The following is an 18,437-nucleotide window of genomic DNA, read 5'->3' as shown; positions in this document are numbered from 1 at the left end:
CCCCAATGGGTTGGGTCAACGATGCTCCAATACGACGAATCGAGAGGTCAATCATGACCGCATCATTCCCTGGCCACGACATGTCGCGTCGGCAATTGCTGCGACTTGCCGGAGCGGCAGGACTTTTCGCGGGGATCGGATTAAGCGCCAGCGCCTGCGCAGGTCCCACCGGCCTGCCCGGTGAAGACACCCTGACCCTGGCACTGAACCGTTCGCTCGTCTCGCTGGATAACAAGCTGAATCAATTTGATGCGGCAGTCACGGTGCAGCGCGCGGTGCGTGAAGGCTTGACGGCCATCGGGCCGGAGATCACTCCTATCCCCATGCTGGCCGAATCCTTTGTGATGCTTTCCCCCACGCGCTGGAAGGCCACACTGCGCAAGGGGGTCACCTACTCCGACGGGCGCCCGGTAGAAATCAAAGACGTTTCCACCGCCCTGCAAATGTACCGCGAGGTCCAGGGTTCCTTTGTTGCAGGCTTCTTCCCAGAATTCCCGAGGATCACGGCCCTGGACGAACGCAGCTTCTATCTCGATTCCAAGGCACCGATCCCCATCCTTGACGCCCTCATGGCGCTGATCCTGATCACTCCGGCGGCGGATAACAAACCCGAAGAGCTGCAGACCGGTGTCGGCACAGGTCCCTATACCGTTGAATCCTTCAACCGCGGCGCTGGCACCTACCAGTTGCTACGCAACGAAACGTATTGGGGAACGGCCCCGGCCGTCCAGCGCGTGAATGTGCGCTTCCTGCCCGAAGAATCCTCCCGCGTGATCGCCCTGCGCAGCGGTGAGGTAGACGTTATCGATTCGATCTCCCCAAACTCCATGGAACAACTCAGCGGTCTGCCGGGTGTCACCATCGAGACGGCGTCCTCGCTGCGTATGAATCAGATCTTCTACAATTTCCGCAAGCCTTCCTCTCACCCGCTCAGCGACGTGCGGGTCCGCGAGGCGTTGTCCTTTGCCATTGACGGGCAAGCGCTGGTGCATGACGTGCTGATCGATTCTGTCGAACAGGCTCAGGGCGTCACGCCCGCCAGCCTCTTTGGCCACGCCAAGACCGGTGACTTTGTCTATGACCCGGCCAAGGCCAAGTCCCTGCTCAAAGATTTGGGTGTCAGCGACCTGAAACTCAAGATCATTTGGGAAACCGGGGAGTTCCCCTCCGATACCGCCATCATGGAGGCGTTGGTTCAAATGTTCGGGGACATCGGCGTGCGCACCGAGTTGCAGCAATTTGAACCCGGCGGAAACATCCTGCAATGGCGACAGGGCAAAGAGGGCGACTGGGACTTGCTCGGAAACGGCTTCTCCAGCCCCACCGGATTGGCCATCACCATGCTGCAGGGCATGTATGCCGGAACCCCGGAAAAGGAAAAGACCCGCGACACCTACCAGGGCTACGTCAATCAGGCGGTTGCCGCGAAGATCGGCCTTGCCGCAGCGGAAGTTGACGAGGCCAAACGCGAGGCGTACCTCAAGGAAGCCCAACAGGCCGCCTGGGACACCTGGCCCTGCGCCTGGGCCTTTGTGCCCAAATCGATCCTGGCCCGCCGCAACCGGGTCCAGACACTCTCCCTGTCAGCGGCCAACTCATACCCGTTGTCCCACATCGGATTGGAAGCCTGAGAATGCTCACCTATCTCCCCAAACGACTGGGCCAGGGACTGCTGACCGTCTTCTTGACGGTCTCGGTGGTCTTCCTGCTCATCCGCCTCGCACCCGGTGACCCCGCTGCGGCCTTCGCCGGCCCGCTAGCCACCAGCGAAGAGTTGGCCGCGGTACGCGAACAATTTGGTCTTGACGCCCCGATCTTCCAGCAATACCTGATCTTCATTGGCCAGCTTTTCACCGGCAATCTCGGCACCTCTTATTCCTTCCAGGCTCCCGCGATGACCGTGGTCATGGAACGCCTGCCGTACACGCTGACCCTGGCCACTTCCTCGATCCTGCTGGCCGCGCTGGTCGCGATCCCGCTGGGCATGTGGATGGCCCGCCGTGCCGACACCGGTAGCGAGGTCGGAGTCAATGTACTGACAGTTGCCGGGCAGTCCATGCCCGACTTCTGGACCGGCATCATGCTACTGACCGCCTTTTCGGTGGTCCTGCCGATCTTCCCCGCTTCCGGCTTCACCACCTGGGGTGGGTTGGTCCTGCCCACCATCACGGTGGCGATTCTGCAGGTCGCATTAATCTCTCGCATGGTGCGCCGGGAAATGGTCAACAACTTCAATTCTCCCTATCTCACCATCGCCCGCTCCCGCGGCGTCTCTGAACGCTTGCTGACCTGGCGTTACGCCCTGGGCAACGCCGGCATCCCGGTATTCACCGCCCTGGGTACACGCTTTGCCGCGATGCTCAACGGTGTGGTCGTGGTGGAAGTCGTCTTCGGTTGGCCGGGCGTTGGTTCGTTGATTGTCCGAGCCTTGGAAACCCGGGACTACCCGCTGATCCAGGCCACGGTGCTCATTACCGCGCTGCTGGCCGTCGCGGTTCAGCTGCTTATTGACCTGGCTTACCCCTTGCTTGATCCCCGCGTTCGACTCGGAAAGGCGGCATCGGTATGAGCACCGCGACGCACATCACTCAGGCACCTGCAACATCCAACGCACCCTCGGCGGTTACCGCGAAGGCGCTCAAGGCTTCGGCTTCGGCTAGGCGCGCACGCTCCGCAAAAATCAAGCTCTGGGCAGGTGCCATCCTGACCCTCTTGGTTTTCCTCCCGATCGTGCTGGCCAACTTCTTGCCGCTGGCCGATCCAAACGCTCAGAACTTGGGCGCACGGCGCCTGCCGCCGCTGAGCGACGGTTATCTCTTCGGCACCGACCAGCTGGGTCGAGATCTACTCTCGCGAATTTTGTTCGGCGGGCAGACCTCGCTGATGATCGGTGTGTTGGCCGTGGTGGTCTCCGGTGCCATTGGTGTGATCCTCGGATCGATCGCCGGCTTCTACGGACGCTGGGCAGATGTGCTGATCTCTCGCGTCTTGGAAGCCCAGATGTCGCTGCCACTGCTGATGATGCTTCTACTGGTCGTTGCCCTCTTTGGCCCCTCCATCCCGGTGATCACCGGTGTCATCGCCATAGCGCAATGGCCAGAAGTCGCCCGGCTGACCCGCTCCCTGGTGTTGGTGGAACGTGAAAAGCCCTATGTGGATGCCGCCAAGACTCTGGGTCTGCATAAGATCTCCATCCTCATCAAGCACGTGATCCCCAACGTTTTCAAGCAGGCGAGCCTGGTGATCCTGCTCCTGTTGGCCCAGGCCGTGCTGCTGGAAAGCGCGCTCTCCTTCCTGGGTGCCGGACCGCAGCGTCCCTTCGCCACCTGGGGGCGGTTGATCTCCGACGGTCAGGATTACATCACCACCTCCTGGTGGATGGTCACCCTGCCCGGCTTGGTCATCGTGGCCCTGGTGGTCGGCGTGAACCTCCTCGGAGATGCCCTGCGTGATGGTCGTCCCCGCCGTAAGAACCGGAAGGAAGCCTGAACATGAGCACCCTCACCCACAACGAAGCGTCGCCGTATACAGCGGTGCTTGAGGTCAAGAACCTCAGCGTCGAATTGATGACCGACAACGGAGTCTTCAAGGCGGTTGACAACGTCAGTTTCAGCATCGGGCGCGGCGAAACCGTCACCATTATCGGTGAATCCGGCTCGGGCAAGTCTACTACTGCCATGGCGCTGTTACAGCTGCTACCACGAGATCTGGCGGTGCTCTCGGGTGCGGTCCGGATCAAGGGGAAGGACGTGTTGAGCGATCACCAAACCATAAAAAAGTTCCGCGGCCGTGGTCTGGCCCTGATCCCGCAGGATCCGATGACAGCTTTGAGTCCGGTGCTCTCGATTGGTTCACAATTACGCGAAGCCATCAAGATCACCGGCAAGGTCAGGGGCAAGGACGCCATCCATGCCAAGGCCGCTGAACTGCTTGGTCAGGTGCGCATCCCGTTGGTGGAAGAGCAACTGAAGAAGTTCCCACACCAGCTCTCCGGTGGCATGCTGCAACGTGTTCTGATCGCCATCGCGTTGGCGAGTGAACCCGAGCTGCTGGTGGCAGATGAGCCGACCAGCGCCCTGGATGTCACGGTGCAAGCCGGAATTTTGGATCTGATGTTGGAAATCCAAGAAACTCGGGGCACCGCAATCTTGATGATCACCCACGATATCGGGGTGGCTCGATTGGTCTCCGACACCATCCATGTGATGCAGCGCGGACGTTTTGTTGAATCTGGCGACGCCCGCCAGGTGGTTGAAGAACCATCCGAAGAATATACCCGCAAGCTCCTGGCGGCAGTGCCGCGTCTGGGAGACTGGGACGAATCGATGCCAGTGGAGGAATCCCATGTCTGAGACAACCAGCACGGCTGCCCCGTTCCTCTCGGTGAAGAACCTCGTGGTGGAGTACTCCACCCGCACCGGACCCTACCGCGCGGTGAATGACGTGTCATTTGATGTGGCTCGCGGCTCAACACTGGCGATCGTGGGTGAATCGGGCTGCGGCAAATCGACCGTGGCTAAATCGATCATGCGCCTGCTCAAGCCCACCAGCGGATCCATTCATTTGGACGGCACCGATCTGTTGACACTCTCCGAATCCGAGCTGCGCCCGCTGCGCAAGAAATTCCAGATGGTCTTCCAAGATCCCTACGGTTCCCTTGATCCTCGCCAAACAGCCGAAGAGATCATTACGGAGCCATTAAAGATCCAGAAGCTGGCTTCGGCCGCCGAGCGAACTCAGGAGGCTAAACGCCTGTTGGACCGGGTGGGTCTGCCCGCCAGTGCACTGTACCGTCGGCCCAACGAGTTCTCCGGCGGCCAGCGCCAACGCATCGGCATTGCCCGAGCACTGGCTTCCAAGCCGGAGCTGCTGGTCTGCGACGAAGCCACCAGTGCGCTGGATGTTTCGGTGCAGGCCCAAGTGCTGCAGCTGTTGGCCGAGATTCAGGCGGAGACGGGGATTTCTTATCTCTTCATCTCGCACAATCTGGGTGTGGTCCAAGAGATCAGCGAGCATATTGTGGTGATGCGCCGCGGTGAGTTGGTTGAGTCGGGGCCCACCCGCCGGGTACTTTCCTCTCCATCCGCCGACTACACCCGCTCGCTGCGCCGGGCGGCACTGGATCCCAGCCGTATGCAGGGAATCAAGCCGCGCCACCTGCTCGCCGGGCTCGCCGGATAAAAACCCTCGAGCCCCCCCATTTCACCTCCACCTCACGAAAGAAGAACATGAGCACCACAACGTCAACGGCCAATCTGGTCCTGGGAACGATGACCTTTGGCGATACCGCCGATGCCGCCACTAGCGCGCAGATCCTGCGGACCGCACTGGATGCCGGGATTCGGCACATCGACACGGCTAACGCGTATGTCGGTGGGGTGACCGAGGAATTGTTGGCCACGCTGCTGGATGGCAAGCGTGATGAAGTCTTCTTGGCTTCCAAGGCAGGCATGCCGCATACGGATGCGGGGGATGATGCTCTGTTGTCCCCGGCGGCGTTGCGCCGCAGTGTGGAAGGGTCGCTGAAAAGGTTGAATACCGACAGGCTTGACCTGTTTTACCTGCACCAGCCGGACTACAGCACGCCGTTGGAAGAGACTCTCATCGAGGTAGCAAAGCTGCGTACCGAGGGCAAGATCCTGGCCCTGGGTGTATCAAACTTTGCCGCGTGGCAGATCGCCCAAATTCAACAGGTGGCTCACGCAGTGGGTGCACCCCAGCCGATCGTCGCCCAGCAGCTTTACAACTTGGTTGGCCGCCGGATCGAAACCGAGTACCTGCCCTTTGCCGCAGCTACCGGGGTGGAGACCATGGTCTACAACCCGCTGGGCGGTGGACTGCTCACGGGTCAGCACTCCTTCACGCAGCGGCCCACCGGTGGGCGCTTCGGGGATTCACGTCTGGCCGAAATGTACACCCAGCGCTACTGGGACGCCGACCTTTTTGCCGCCATCGACAAGCTCTCGGCCATTGCCGCCGAGGCTGACATTTCCCTGATTGAGCTTTCGCTGCGCTGGTTGGCTTACCACCGGCAGGTGGACGCGCTCTTGCTCGGCGGATCCAAGGTTCAGCAGCTGCAAGCCAATCTGGTTGCGATTGCCGCCGGACCACTTGACCCCGAACTCGCAGACGCCGCGAGCGCTGCGTCTGCCTCGCTGCACGGCCCCATGCCGGCGTACAACCGCTAATAGTCGTTCCACCAGCTTCGATAGAAAGAGAAACACATCATGACCTCCGCAGTTGCCACCGAATTTGCCCGTAAGATCCGTGCCCGTGAACCCGCCATTGGCTACTGGGTTGTCCTTGACTCACCGGTCTCTACCGAACGCATTGCCCGCCTAGGTTACGACTATGTGGCGCTAGATGCGCAGCACGGACTGATCGGGTACTCTGGCATGCTGCATGGACTGCTGGCCATCGACGCCTCGGCCCAGGCCGCCGGTGTGGTCCGAGTGGAAGCCAACAATGCCACGGCCATTGGCAAGGCCCTGGATGCCGGAGCCGTGGCCATCATCGTTCCGCTGGTCAATAATGCCCAGGACGCGGCCGATGCCGTCCGCTATGCCAAGTACCCACCGCACGGGATCCGTTCCTACGGGCCCATGCGATCGGCCCTGCGTGTGGGACCGGTGCCGGCCGAAGCCGATGCGACCACTCTGGTTTTCGCCATGATTGAGACACCGGGCGGATTGGATAACGTCGAAGAGATCGCGGCGGTGCCGGGCCTGGACGGACTGTACGTGGGCCCGAGTGATTTGGCCTTGGCCATTGGTGCGGCGTTCCCAGGCGACCCGGCCATCAAGGACGAATTCGAGGCTGCCTTGGTGCGCGTCTCCGACGCAGCACAGGCTGCGGGAATCGCCGCGGGCATCCACAACGCCAGCGGCGAGCTGGCCCACGGCCGATTGAACGAGGGTTATACCTTTGCCACCGTCGCCTCGGATCTCACGCACTTGGAAGCTACCGCGGCCGCGCATTTGCGATCGGCGCGCACCACGATCGACGCCAAGTAGTCCAGAATTTCGCAATTCCCCTGCCTCACCGATTCTTCGAAGGATAAAGGTTCATGACTTCCGCAGCATTCTCCACCATCGCCACCGACGGACTTGTTCAGCAGGACGGAGAAATGAACTACGCCTATCTGCCGGCGCCCACCGTGCAGTCGCATGCCGCGAACCTGATGACGCTGGGGGATGGGCGGCTGGGTTGTGTGTGGTTTGGCGGCACCCAGGAAGGGGTAGCTGATATCAGCATCTACTTCTCCTCCCTTGAGAAGGAAGCCAACGGCGAATGGGCAGATCACTGGTCCGAGCCACTGCAGCTCTCCTTTGACACCACCCGTTCCGAACAAAATCCGATCCTTTTCCCCTATGGGGAAGAGCTCTGGCTTTTGTACACGGCCCAACATGCCGGTAACCAGGACACCTCCGAGGTGCGCCGTCGGATTTCACGCGATCATGGGCGCTCTTGGTCCGAGGCCGAGACGCTTTTTGCCGCTACGGAGCACGGTGGGGTGTTTGTTCGCCAGCCACCAGTAGTGGTGGGGGAGAGCATCCTGGTTCCCGTCTTCCGCTGTGCCACGGTTCCCGGCGAGAAATGGGTGGGGGACGCCGACGATTCGGCCCTGATGGTTTCCGTCGATGGAGGCAAGGCGTGGGAGGAGCAGCTGGTTCCCGGATCCATCGGGTGTGTTCATATGAACCTTGCACCACTGAAAGATGGCGGGCTGTTGGCCCTGTACCGCAGTCGCTGGGCGGATTCGATCTATTCGTCGCGCTCGCAGGATGCCGGAGTGACCTGGTCCGAGCCGGTGCCCACCGAGCTGCCAAACAACAACTCCTCGATCCAATTCACCGCGTTGGATGACGGGCGCCTAGCCCTGATTTACAACCACTCCCGCGCGACCGCAGAAACCGAACGCAGGCTCTCGCTCTATGACGAGATTGATGATGAAGGTCTGGACGAGGCGGTGGACGGACCAGTGGCCTTTGAGCCCCTGATCGGTCGGGACCCCAACGAACGCAAAGCGTTCTGGGGTACCCCGCGGGCGCCACTCACCGTGGCCATTTCCGAGGATGAGGGTCACAGCTGGCCGGTGCGGCGCAATCTGGAAGTCGGCGACGGCTACTGCCTGTCCAACAATTCACGTGAAGGACTAAATCGCGAGTTCTCCTACCCGTCGATTCACCAGGGTGAGGATGGGGCGCTGCACCTGGCCTACACCTACTTCCGCCAGGCCATCAAGTACGTCCGGGTGGACCCGTCCTGGGTCTACAAAGGGGACGCCGAGTAAATGAAAAGCGCACTTGTTACGGGTGTCAGCTCCGGCATTGGGGCAGCGATCGCTCTGGAATTGCTCGCCGCCGGTTATCGCGTCACCGGACTGAGCCGGCGTCAACCGGAGGTTCCCGAGGCGCATTCCACGTCTTTCCAGTGGGTTCAAGCGGATCTCGGTGACTTGGAGACCTTGGAAGAATTGGCCCGGGAATTAGATGTTCCACGGGTATTCGTCCACGCGGCAGGCTTTATGCAGACCGGTGCACTCGGCGAGCTGGAGGCACGGAACCTAGCCGGGATGTTGGCCGTGCATGTTCAGGCACCGGCGGTGCTGCTGAATGTTCTGGCACCCAAGATGGAGAAGGGCGCCCGCGTGGTGCTCATCGGCAGTCGCACCATGTCCGGGGTGGCTGGGAAGAGCCAGTATTCGGCGACCAAGTCGGCGCTCAGTGGGCTATCACGTAGCTGGGCCATTGAGCTGGCGGAGCGTTCAATCACCTGCAACGTGGTGGCTCCCGGCCCCACCGATACACCGATGATGGTCGATCCGCGTCGGGCCGGTGTACCACCGCAAGTACCGCCGTTGGGCGCGTTGGTGGACCCGAAGGATGTTGCGGCGCTGGTTGGTTTCCTCGTTGGTGAAAAGGGGAAGTCGATTACCGGCCAGGTGCTCACCGTCTGTGGAGGAGCGTCGCTGCGGGGCTGAAACACAGGGCACCCAAGCGAACAATCCTGGTGCACATCGCCTGGGCGCTCCCTGAAGGCCTCTGCTGCCTCAGAAGCAATCCGCGGAACCGGAACGGGCCAGCAGCGTCTCCGCTGCCGGCCCGTTCCCGTGGCTAGGCCTTTTCTGGTGCTGGCGGATCCGGCAGAACTTCCTCGGTCTGAGGTGTGGCGTTGTCCGTGTACCAGTCGGTGAGGGCGGGATCGTCGCTCTCGAAGTCCGCGCCCGCGCCATCCTGTTCCGCAACCTGGGCGGTGCCGAACACGAAGTCGTCACCGTGTTCATCGATGCCCATGCGTACGCCGCGCCTGATGGCCTCCTGCGCGTACCTGCGACGAATCATCAGCGGATCGTTGCGCAGGTCCCTGGCCCAGGAGACCATGACGCCGATCAGGATGATGGCGAACGGCAAGGCGCAGGTCACCATGATCGACTGCAAGCCCGAGAGGGCGTTTCGGCCGCCGGCCAGCAACAGGAACATGGCAATCAATCCGAGCGCCGCTGCCCAGGTGATGGTCACCGCCTTCGAGGGCACGGGTCGGCCCGACTGCGACATCGAGCCCATGACATTGCTGGCCGAGTCGGCGGCGGTGACAAAGAAGACGACGATGGCCAAGAGGCAAATGATCGACGTGACGTTGCCGAAAGGAAGGTTGCCCAGCAAGTCGAACATAACGTTCTCGCCGGCACCCTCCACGGCCATGTCTTTGCCGTTCATGTTCATCCAGATCGCGTTGCCGCCGAAGACCGTGAACCATCCGATGGAGATCGCCGAGGGGACAAAGACCACGACCGTGACAAATTCGCGCAGGGTGCGGCCCTTGGAAATCTTGGCGATGAACATGCCAACAAACGGGGACCACGAGATCCACCAGGCCCAGTACAGGGTGGTCCAGCTGGTCAGGTAATCCTGTTGGGCCGAGCCCTGGCTGGCAAAGACGGTGAGCATGTCCGGCAGATTGCCGACAAAGGCGATGAGCGAGGCCGGCAGCAGGTCGAGCAGGAAGAACGTCGGGCCGGCCAGCAGCGCGAAGACGGCCAGCGCGATGACCAGAGCCATATTGGCATTGGACAGCAACCGGATACCGGTCTTGATGCCTGCCACCGCGGAGATGGTGAAGACGATGGTCAGCACGCTGATGACCACCACGACAAATCCGTTGCCCAGCTCCTGGCCAGTGATGATCGAAGTTCCGGTACGGATCTGCAGGGCCCCGATGCCCAGCGAGGTCGCGGTGCCGAACAACGTGACCAGGACGGCAAAGATATCGATGATCTTGCCCAAGATTCGGTTGTTGCCGTCGGGGAAGACCGGCTCGAACAAAGAGGAGATCAGCGGCAGCCGCCCACGCCGGTACGAGGCGTAGGCCAGCGCGCCACCGACCAAGGCGTAGATGCACCAGGCGAAGGTGGCCTGGTGCAAGAAGGCGTCGGTCATGGCCGGCAGGACCGCAGCGGTGGTGCCCGCCTCGGCATCAGTGGACGGAGGCGGGGACAGGAAATGGGTGAGCGGTTCGAGCGGCCCGTAGAAGACCAGCCCGATGCCCAGGCCCGCGGCGAACAGCATGGAGATCCACGAAAGCGTGGAGTACTCCGGGGTGCTGTCATCGGCGCCGAGGCGGATCTTGCCGGTGGGGCCAAAACCTACCACCAGCATGAACACCACGATGGCAACCACGGTGGCGTTGAACAGCCATCCGAAGTGTGTGACCACCCAGCTTTGCATGATGGTGCCGACCTCGTTGAGGTTGGCCGGGGCGAGGATGGCCCAGCCGAGGACCGCCAGCGTGAGGGCCAGTGCGAAGACAAACACGCTGCGCCGGGTGGGGAACTTCGCTCCGGTGTCTTCGACACTGATGCCCGGAACCAGACCGGGGTGGATGCCGAACGCTGGTTCCCTGGCGGCATGGCGCAGGGCGTTTCGCACGCGGCCACCGGGCCGACCGGGGGTTGATCCGTGTTCCCGGGGCCCGGCTACGGGTGCCCCGTCGATGCTTGCAGTGGCTTGTTTAGGACGTGACGGTGGAGAATCCATAACATTCAACTTTAGTGCAGGGGGCCTCATGAATCCGGGGCTCAGTCGGTTGTGGGGGCCTTGGGCGTGCAGTGAATGGCGTGTTCTGTGTCGCAATCAGCACCGGATCCACGAAGGGTAGAAAACCGAGGTGCCGGTCAACGCCGGGCCGTGAATTGCGGCTCTATCGCCCAGATTCGTCGAACCGGGATGGACCGCGTGAAAGAGCGGTCAAAGCTGGGGATTTGGGGGTTGTTGCAATGCGCCCTGTGAGACCGATCGCCCCGAGCTGGCGGCCGTGCAGAGCGCATGGTTGCGCGGTGCACAGAGTTTAGTTGGCCGTGGATGCTGGTGCCCGGGCACTTGGCCCGGACCTACTCCTTAGGGGGAGCCGTCGCCGCATCAAAACCGGTTGATGAATGGCTTGAGCGCATGAACAGGGCAGTGTAGCCACCAACGGACGCTCGGTGGTGTGGGCGCCAAGTCCAGCGGGGTTTCGACGGCACGGGAACGAAGCCTGGGGCAGAAAATGTGCGCGCGGTGTCCATCCGGGAGTGTCGGGCGCCTTCCCTCCGTCAATTCCCTTCGAGTTTCGTCGGTTTGTCCGAATCGCGACACTTCCTGTCCGGTCCAAACTTCACGTTCGAAAAGAGTGCTAGCTTAATGTGAACCAAGACACTAGAATCATGGTTCTAGAAGATGCAGTCTATTTGAAGAGCTGCTCATAAGCTCAAAATTGCGAGGCCTAACGGGCCGAGGGGAAAGAAAAATGACACTTGCAGTAGCTGCCATGTCCCACGCGCCATCGTTTGGGAACGTAGATCCAGGAGGGAGTACCTTCGCCGAAATTAACGAAGCAATCGGTGATGTGCGATCTTTTGTCGCGGACTATAACCCGGACATCACCATTGCCTTGGGGCCAGATCACTTCAACGGCGTGATGTACGAGATGATGCCGCCCTTCTGTGTCGGTGCGCAGGCTAACGGTATTGGCGACTGGGGCACCGCATCGGGACCGCTGCCCGTGGACGGCGAAACTGCCCGTGAACTTCATCGGCTGATCCTTGAGGACGGCATCGATATTGCTCGCTCGGAACGTCTGCTTGTTGACCACGGCGTGTTGCAGCCACTCGAGTTCGTCTACGGGCACGGATTCACGAATCCCTTTGTCCCGATCTTCGTCAATTCCGTGGGCCTACCCTTATCGCCCATGAACCGTGTGCGTCTGCTGGGCGAAGCGGTGGGTCGTGCGGCACAAAAATTGGACAAGAAAGTCTTGATTTTCGCCTCGGGCGGACTATCGCACAACCCGCCGATCCCGGTGTGGGACACCTCGCCGGACGAGGTAAAAGAGCGACTTGTGCATTTAGAAACGACCCCGGAACAACGCCAAGTGCGCGAGTCAACCATGATTGCGAACATTCGGAAGTTCGCCGAAGGGAAGGCTACAACGCAGCCGTTGAATGCAGCCTGGGACATGGAAGTGCTCGACGTCTTCCGGCGTGGTGATATGAGTGTTGTTGACGCTTGGACCAATGAATGGATCGGTTCCGAGGGTGGCAGTGGTGCCCACGAAATTCGGACGTGGATTGCCGCCTTCAGCGCTTTAGCGACGGCAGGCAGTTACGACTTCGTGGTGGACAAGTACTGGCCGGTTGACACCTGGGGCGCTGGCTTCGGCGTAGTGGCCGCCATGACCGATGGTGCAGCATGAAACCGTCGCTCCCGACGTTGTGGCAGGAAATTGGCGACCTGCCGCACAGCATAAGTTATGTCAACGTCGGCCAATGGCGTACACGAGTGCTATCGGTGGGTACCGGGGAGGACACCATCGTGCTCTTAGCCGGCACCAGTGGACACATCGAAGCTTTCACGCACAATATCCGTGCATTGGCTCAAACACACCGAGTCGTTGCCTATGACTATCCGGGACATGGTTTCTCAACGTTGGCGGAATCTGATCTTGAAATTCCCGACTACGAAGAACATCTGCTCGGGCTCCTGGATGCCCTGAAACTGGAACGTGTGCACCTTTGTGGCGAGTCGCTGGGTGGTTGGATTGCCTTGAAATTCGCTCAATCGCATGCCTCACGGGTCAAGACCCTTATTCTCAGCGCTCCAGGCGGACGCATCGTGGGTCAGCCAGCCATGAGCAAGGGCCGGTCTGTCACTCGTGATGCCGTTGATAACCCCACGTTTGAAAACGTCAAGGCCCGCTTGCAGGTAGTGATCCATGCAGCAGATCTCATTACCGACGAACTGGTGCGCATGCGCCAGGCCGTTTATAGCCGCCCGGGCTTCGCACGCTCGGTGGAACATATTTTGGCGCTGCAGAATCCAGAAATTCGTTTTCGCAACAGGGTCACCGAGGCTGACTACGCAGCGGTCACGGTGCCGACGTTGCTGGTTTGGACCGATCACGAACCATCCGGCGGTGTCGAAACCGGAGAACGGCTCGCCTCAATGCTTCACGACGGAGAACTGCTGACCATCCCGAATGCAGCACATTGGCCGCAATGGGAAGACCCGCAGTCGTTCAACGATCGAGCTGTCGATTTTCTAGCACGGAAAGGCTGAACACGGTGTCTCAGATCATTCAAAAGATCGCCGACGAACTCTACGCGGCACGTCAAGACCTCACACCAATAGACCACATTCGGCACCAGTTGCCGGAGGGGGACCTCGACGCTGCCTACGCAATTTCCGAAGTGAATACCAAGCGTCGCGAAGAAGCCTTTGGGCTCAGGCGCGTTGGGCGCAAGGTTGGCCTGACCAACCCCATGGTGCAAAAGAAAGCCGGAGTGGATCAGCCCGACTACGGGATCGTTCTGGATGACATGATCTTCACGAACGGCGTCAGTCGCCCTCGGTCCGCTTTCATCAAGCCAAAGATCGAAGCCGAGCTCGCATTTGTGCTGAAGCACGATCTGCTCAGCTCGGAGATGGAGTCCATCGTGGCGGCGATCGACTACGTCGTTCCCGCTCTGGAACTTGTGGATTGTCGTTACCACAACTATGCCATGAGCATTCTGGACACCGTCGCGGATAACGCGGCGTGCGAGGGCATCGTGACAGGCACGGTTCAACTGCCCTATGGGGAAGTCGACCTCAGGGATGTGGTGATGGTCCTTTACCGCGGCGATGAAGAAGTGACGCGAGGCATCGGCAGCAATGTCCTGAAGGGACCGATCAACGCGATCCAATGGCTCGCAGAAACGTCGCTTCGCGTCGGCAAACCACTTCTCGCGGGCGAGATTCTGCTCTCTGGATCCATCGGCATGATCGTGGACTGGGATCCGGATGTTCCCTACACCGCAAAGTTTTCCCATGGGTTCGGCTCGGTGTCGGCGACTCTTCAATCGAAGGATGAATGCGATGTCTAAGGTGACTCACGAGATCCGTACGGAAATCGAACAACTGGTCGCGGAATACCATTGGTTGCTTGATCACGGCCATGCGGATCAATTGCATCTCCTCTACACGGATGACTGCATTTCCGTCGGCCCCATGGGTGTCATGGAGGGCCGGGCAGCCATCAAGGCCTGGGGTGAGAAGCGGATCAAGATTAATGCAGGTACGGTCCGTCATTTCTCCGGCGGGACGCGCCTCGCTTTTGATCAGGGAATGTTGTGCGGCACCACCTACTACATGACGTTCAGGGACAGCCAGTCGGATCCCTTGCGGCCGGCAAGCGTGGGTGAATTCCGCGAACAGTACGTCAACGTCGATGGAACATGGTTGATCAAGCGTCGCGAAATCGTTCCGGTGTTCGGGGCAGAAAACGCTGCCAACCATGCCAAACGCATTGAAGCTGGCGGCAACCAATGACTCTTCATGTGGAGGCAACTCCGACACTATTGCACATCGCTCTGCCATCCATGGCGGCGGTTGAGAGTGGCCTGAATGCAGGTTACGACGGGGTGGTCATTGATCTCCAGCATGGCGAAATCGGTCTGGATCAAGCCTGCAACATGCTGCGATCCACTCCGCGGGGCAACTCCCATGTTTATGCCCGCGTGGCAAGCATCGATTCCGGTGCCATCGGTCGACTCCTGGACAGCGGGGCGCGCGGTATCGTCGCACCAACCGTGGAGACGGTCGAGCAGGCACGAGCTTTGGTGCGCGCAACGAAGTATCCGCCGATGGGTGCACGAAGCCTGGGGCCCAGTCGTCCGAACCTCTATGAGGGTGTCGATTATTGTGCGGCCGGCAACGAATCGGTTGTTGCCGTGGCCCAGATTGAATCTGTCGCCGGGGTTGAAGCAGCAGAAGCGATCATGGGAGTCCAGGGGGTGGATTCCATCTATGTGGGACCGAGTGACTTGGCGGTGTCTTATGGGCTTGCGGGACGTCCTGATTGGTCCAGCGGACCCGTGGCGGATGCTCTGGCTCACCTATCCCAGCTGGCCCGCGCACACCAGGTCAAGCTGGGGCTGTATTGCAGCGATCCAGCATTCGCGGCCGAACAAATCCGCGGCCTCAACCTGGGCTACGTGGGGCTGGGGATCGATTTGCTGTTCATCGGAAAACAAGCACGCGCATCAATTGCGGCATTAAAGGAGTCGCTATGAGCGAGCAAACTGAAATACTCATCATCGGGGCAGGTCCAACGGGTTTGACGTTGGCCAACCTCCTGGGGATGAACGGCATCCGTACGATCTTGGTGGAGGCCAGAGCCAAGCTGATTGATTACCCCCGGGCCGTGGGCATCGATGATGAATCCTTGCGTGCCATGCAAACCATCGGGTTGGTTGACGAAGTGCTTGTCCATACCGTCCCGGATCAGCAGGTACGGATCGTCAACGGCACCGGCAAAATCATTGCCGGGATCAACCCGGTCACCCGAGAATTCGGTTGGCCACGGCGCAACGGCTTTGTGCAGCCGCTGGTAGATGAGGTTCTGCTGGAGGGGACTCGCCGCTTTGACTGCGTTGATGTCCGCTTTGGTTCCGAGGCCACAGACCTGACACAGGACAAGAACGGGGTCACCGTCACGATCAAGACCGGGGACGAAGAGCGAACCATCCACGCAGCGTATGTGGTTGGTTGCGAAGGGGGACGCTCATTTACCCGGCAAAAGCTCGGCATTCCATTCACCGGTACCACTCGAGAACAACGTGGTCTGGTCATCGACGTTGCCAATGATCCGTTGGGTACCCCACACGCGGTCTTTGGGGGAGACCCTGCTCGCGGATACGCGACCTTGAGCCTGCCTCACGGAATCCGTCGCTGGGAGTTCATGCTCCTCGAGGGTGAGGACGATGACCTCGTTCATAGTGATGAGTTCCTGCACCAACTCTTGAAGGATCATGTCACCGACCCTTCGTCCTTGGACGTGATCCGCCGTCGTATCTACGAACACCATGCCAGGGTTGCAGAGCGCTTTCGTGAGGGCCGGGTATTGCTGGCTGGGGACGCCGCGCACGTGATGCCGGTCGTGGCCGGGCAGGGCTGGAACTCGTGCATTCGAGATGCCATGAACTTGGGATGGAAATTGCCGGCGGTGGTTCGCGGTGTGGCGGGTGAGCAGCTCTTGGATACCTATGCCGAGGAACGGCAAGATCACGTTAAGGCGATGGTGGAGCTTTCCGTGGGTATGGCCAAGGTGGTTACCAACCGAAGTAAGATCACCTCCGCGGTGCGAGACGCCACCGCCGCAGTGATTGAGCACCTCCCGAAACTCAAGTCCTACGTTTCGGGTCAGGGCTTCAAACCAATGCCAAAATACACTCGGGGAGTGGTGCTGCATGTTCCGTGGCAGGTCTCGAAGTCCGTCCCGGTAGAGGATGGTGCACACCCAAGCACTGGCACCCTTTTCCCTCAGCCACGGGTGAAAACTCTCGAGCGCGATGATGTGCTCTTGGACGATGCCACGGCCGTGGGATGGAGGATCTACGTATGGAACAACGATCCTGCGTATTTCGTATCGGCAGAAGTGCGCATCCAGCTCGACGCGCTCCACGCCACGCTGGTTCACGTCGTTCCATCAACCCAGTTGAGCTGGGCCGAAGAACACGCGTCGCCGGGCGTCCGTGTCATCGGAGACAGTAATGGTCTGCTGAAAACCTGGTTCCACGACCGCCCGATTTCAGCCGTCATTGTCCGCCCAGACCACGTCATTGCCGCCGAATGCCTCGCCCAGGACCTGAACGGAACACTGCAGCGGGTTCTGGAAAGCGCCTACGTCAAGACCCCAGCAGAACTAGCTAAAACGCTGGTGTCCGTGCCCGTGCCCGAGGTCGGACGCGTCGCCTAAGTAAGTAGGTCTCCGCGCAAACCGAACAACACCATCGGTCTCGCTCCACAAGGCGGCTAAACATTCGCCACCGCAGTATCCATCATTCAATCGTTTGCTCAATGAAGAGAGAAAATCATGAACACGAAGACAACTCGCACACTGTCTGTAGTAGCACTCGTCGCCGCCGTCGCACTAACCGGTTGCGCTTCGGGATCCATTTCCGGAGGAAAAAGCGAAACGGCCTCAAGCGGTGGCGGTTCGACCGACGCCAACCTGAAGGATGTCACCATTGGCCTGTTTCCATCATCTGCGGTGGGAGCCATCCAGCTTGGCATTGATAAGGGGTACTTCAAAGATGAAGGTATCGACCTTGAGATGCTGCTGGGTCAGAGCAGTGCAGCACAGTTGCCGTCGTTGAGCTCCGGAAGTCTCGAGTTCATGCTGGCGAGCCCGACCACACCCTTGGTCGCGACAACCCAAGGCTTGGACGTGAAGATCGTCGCCGGATACGCACGCAACCGGCCCAAAATGGTTGAGGATTCCGTGGCTGTCCTGGTGGGCCCCGATTCTCAGATCAAGAGCGCCAAGGATCTGGAGGGTAGGACCGTATCCATTAACGCACTCGGCAGCATTGGTGAAATCGGTATCAAGGAAGCCGTCGCCCTTGATGGAGGTGATCCTGCCAAGGTGAAGTTCGTTCAACTTGGCTTCAACGAGGTCAGCGCACAGCTCGAGAGCGGGGACATCGACGCAGGGATGGCCGGCCCACCCTTCATGCAACAGATTATCGGCGATGGCGGAGCCGTTGTCAGCGATTTCATCCACGATACCAAGTTGGGAGGCGCTGAGCTGGTTATAGCTTCCAGTGGTGCCTTGACCGAAAAAGACCCCGAATTGGTAGAGGGTTTTGTCTCGGCCCTTGATAAGACTCTTGACTATGCCGAGGGTCATCAGGACGAAGTGCGGGCGTTGTTGCCTGCAGCTCTTGGAACGTCACCGGAGGCCGCAGCGAAAACCAACTTCATCGAATGGAATGCAGATCTGGACGTGGATGCACTCAATCAGTTCGCAGATCTCTTGGCCAAATACGGCATCGTGGAGACCCGTCCCACCATTGAAGACACCGTCTGGTCCAAGTAGCTTTCCAGGTCTGCTGCCGTTGCCTTGATGGCAGCAGACCGTTG

At 60.1% G+C, this 18,437-nt stretch carries 17 protein-coding genes; 16 read left to right on the top strand and 1 reads right to left on the bottom strand.

Annotated elements, in window-relative coordinates; genetic code table 11:
- Positions 1 to 53: 53 nt before the first annotated feature.
- The 9 genes from KUF55_RS16830 to KUF55_RS16790 are packed head-to-tail and all read left to right on the top strand — an operon-like array spanning position 54 to position 8,983.
- Positions 54 to 1,631, top strand: a complete 1,578-nt coding sequence (locus KUF55_RS16830; RefSeq protein WP_218817384.1) for an ABC transporter substrate-binding protein — start codon at positions 54 to 56, stop codon at positions 1,629 to 1,631.
- 2 nt (positions 1,632 to 1,633) lie between these two features.
- Positions 1,634 to 2,569, top strand: a complete 936-nt coding sequence (locus KUF55_RS16825; RefSeq protein WP_132360343.1) for an ABC transporter permease — start codon at positions 1,634 to 1,636, stop codon at positions 2,567 to 2,569.
- Complete coding sequence (locus KUF55_RS16820; protein WP_370630997.1) at positions 2,560 to 3,489, top strand: ABC transporter permease; 930 nt, start codon at positions 2,560 to 2,562, stop codon at positions 3,487 to 3,489. Before KUF55_RS16825 ends, KUF55_RS16820 begins: the two co-directional genes overlap by 10 nt.
- A gap of 2 nt (positions 3,490 to 3,491) precedes the next feature.
- On the top strand, positions 3,492 to 4,352 hold the full coding sequence (locus KUF55_RS16815; protein ID WP_218817382.1) for an ABC transporter ATP-binding protein: 861 nt from the start codon (positions 3,492 to 3,494) through the stop codon (positions 4,350 to 4,352).
- On the top strand, positions 4,345 to 5,181 hold the full coding sequence (locus KUF55_RS16810) for an ATP-binding cassette domain-containing protein (RefSeq protein WP_218817381.1): 837 nt from the start codon (positions 4,345 to 4,347) through the stop codon (positions 5,179 to 5,181). Before KUF55_RS16815 ends, KUF55_RS16810 begins: the two co-directional genes overlap by 8 nt.
- 47 nt (positions 5,182 to 5,228) lie before the next feature.
- Positions 5,229 to 6,188 carry an aldo/keto reductase gene (locus KUF55_RS16805; RefSeq protein WP_218817380.1) on the top strand — a complete coding sequence of 320 codons (960 nt, stop codon included), beginning with the start codon at positions 5,229 to 5,231 and terminating at the stop codon, positions 6,186 to 6,188.
- A 39-nt stretch (positions 6,189 to 6,227) separates the two neighbouring features.
- Entirely contained in the window at positions 6,228 to 7,013 is a 786-nt protein-coding gene (locus tag KUF55_RS16800; RefSeq protein WP_218817379.1) for an HpcH/HpaI aldolase/citrate lyase family protein, read from the top strand.
- Positions 7,014 to 7,066: 53 nt separating this feature from the next.
- Entirely contained in the window at positions 7,067 to 8,293 is a 1,227-nt protein-coding gene (locus tag KUF55_RS16795) for an exo-alpha-sialidase (protein WP_218817378.1), read from the top strand.
- Complete coding sequence (locus tag KUF55_RS16790; RefSeq protein ID WP_218817377.1) at positions 8,294 to 8,983, top strand: SDR family NAD(P)-dependent oxidoreductase; 690 nt, start codon at positions 8,294 to 8,296, stop codon at positions 8,981 to 8,983. It begins immediately after the preceding gene.
- Positions 8,984 to 9,116: 133 nt separating this feature from the next.
- Here KUF55_RS16790 and KUF55_RS16785 read toward each other — a convergent pair whose 3' ends face one another.
- The gene (locus KUF55_RS16785) at positions 9,117 to 11,036 is read right to left on the bottom strand and encodes a BCCT family transporter (RefSeq protein WP_218817376.1); all 1,920 of its coding nucleotides are present in this window, start codon (positions 11,034 to 11,036) and stop codon (positions 9,117 to 9,119) included.
- 748 nt (positions 11,037 to 11,784) lie between these two features.
- On the opposite strand from KUF55_RS16785, the gene KUF55_RS16780 reads away from it, so the two are divergent.
- The 7 genes from KUF55_RS16780 (at position 11,785) to KUF55_RS16750 (ending at position 18,393) form a co-directional block, all read left to right on the top strand.
- Positions 11,785 to 12,729, top strand: a complete 945-nt coding sequence (locus KUF55_RS16780; RefSeq protein ID WP_132360325.1) for a 3-carboxyethylcatechol 2,3-dioxygenase — start codon at positions 11,785 to 11,787, stop codon at positions 12,727 to 12,729.
- Positions 12,726 to 13,592, top strand: coding sequence for an alpha/beta fold hydrolase (locus tag KUF55_RS16775; protein WP_218817375.1), 867 nt, complete (start codon positions 12,726 to 12,728; stop codon positions 13,590 to 13,592). The genes KUF55_RS16780 and KUF55_RS16775 overlap by 4 nt, the downstream gene beginning before the upstream one ends.
- Before the next feature lie 5 nt (positions 13,593 to 13,597).
- Positions 13,598 to 14,398: a 2-keto-4-pentenoate hydratase gene (locus tag KUF55_RS16770; RefSeq protein WP_218817374.1), complete on the top strand. Its 801-nt coding sequence runs from the start codon at positions 13,598 to 13,600 to the stop codon at positions 14,396 to 14,398.
- Position 14,399: 1 nt separating this feature from the next.
- A complete protein-coding gene (locus tag KUF55_RS16765) occupies positions 14,400 to 14,843 on the top strand; it encodes a nuclear transport factor 2 family protein (RefSeq protein ID WP_218817373.1) in 444 nt (147 codons plus the stop codon).
- Positions 14,840 to 15,586 carry an HpcH/HpaI aldolase/citrate lyase family protein gene (locus KUF55_RS16760; RefSeq protein ID WP_218817372.1) on the top strand — a complete coding sequence of 249 codons (747 nt, stop codon included), beginning with the start codon at positions 14,840 to 14,842 and terminating at the stop codon, positions 15,584 to 15,586. The genes KUF55_RS16765 and KUF55_RS16760 overlap by 4 nt, the downstream gene beginning before the upstream one ends.
- Entirely contained in the window at positions 15,583 to 17,271 is a 1,689-nt protein-coding gene (locus tag KUF55_RS16755; protein ID WP_218817371.1) for a bifunctional 3-(3-hydroxy-phenyl)propionate/3-hydroxycinnamic acid hydroxylase, read from the top strand. Before KUF55_RS16760 ends, KUF55_RS16755 begins: the two co-directional genes overlap by 4 nt.
- A 117-nt stretch (positions 17,272 to 17,388) precedes the next feature.
- Positions 17,389 to 18,393, top strand: coding sequence for an ABC transporter substrate-binding protein (locus KUF55_RS16750; protein WP_132360315.1), 1,005 nt, complete (start codon positions 17,389 to 17,391; stop codon positions 18,391 to 18,393).
- The last annotated feature ends 44 nt before the right edge of the window (positions 18,394 to 18,437 follow it).

The organism is Paeniglutamicibacter sp. Y32M11 (assembly GCF_019285735.1).
Taxonomy (GTDB): domain Bacteria; phylum Actinomycetota; class Actinomycetes; order Actinomycetales; family Micrococcaceae; genus Paeniglutamicibacter.
The sequence above is the reverse complement of the archived record's forward strand: the minus strand, read 5'-3'. Positions and strand labels throughout refer to the sequence as shown.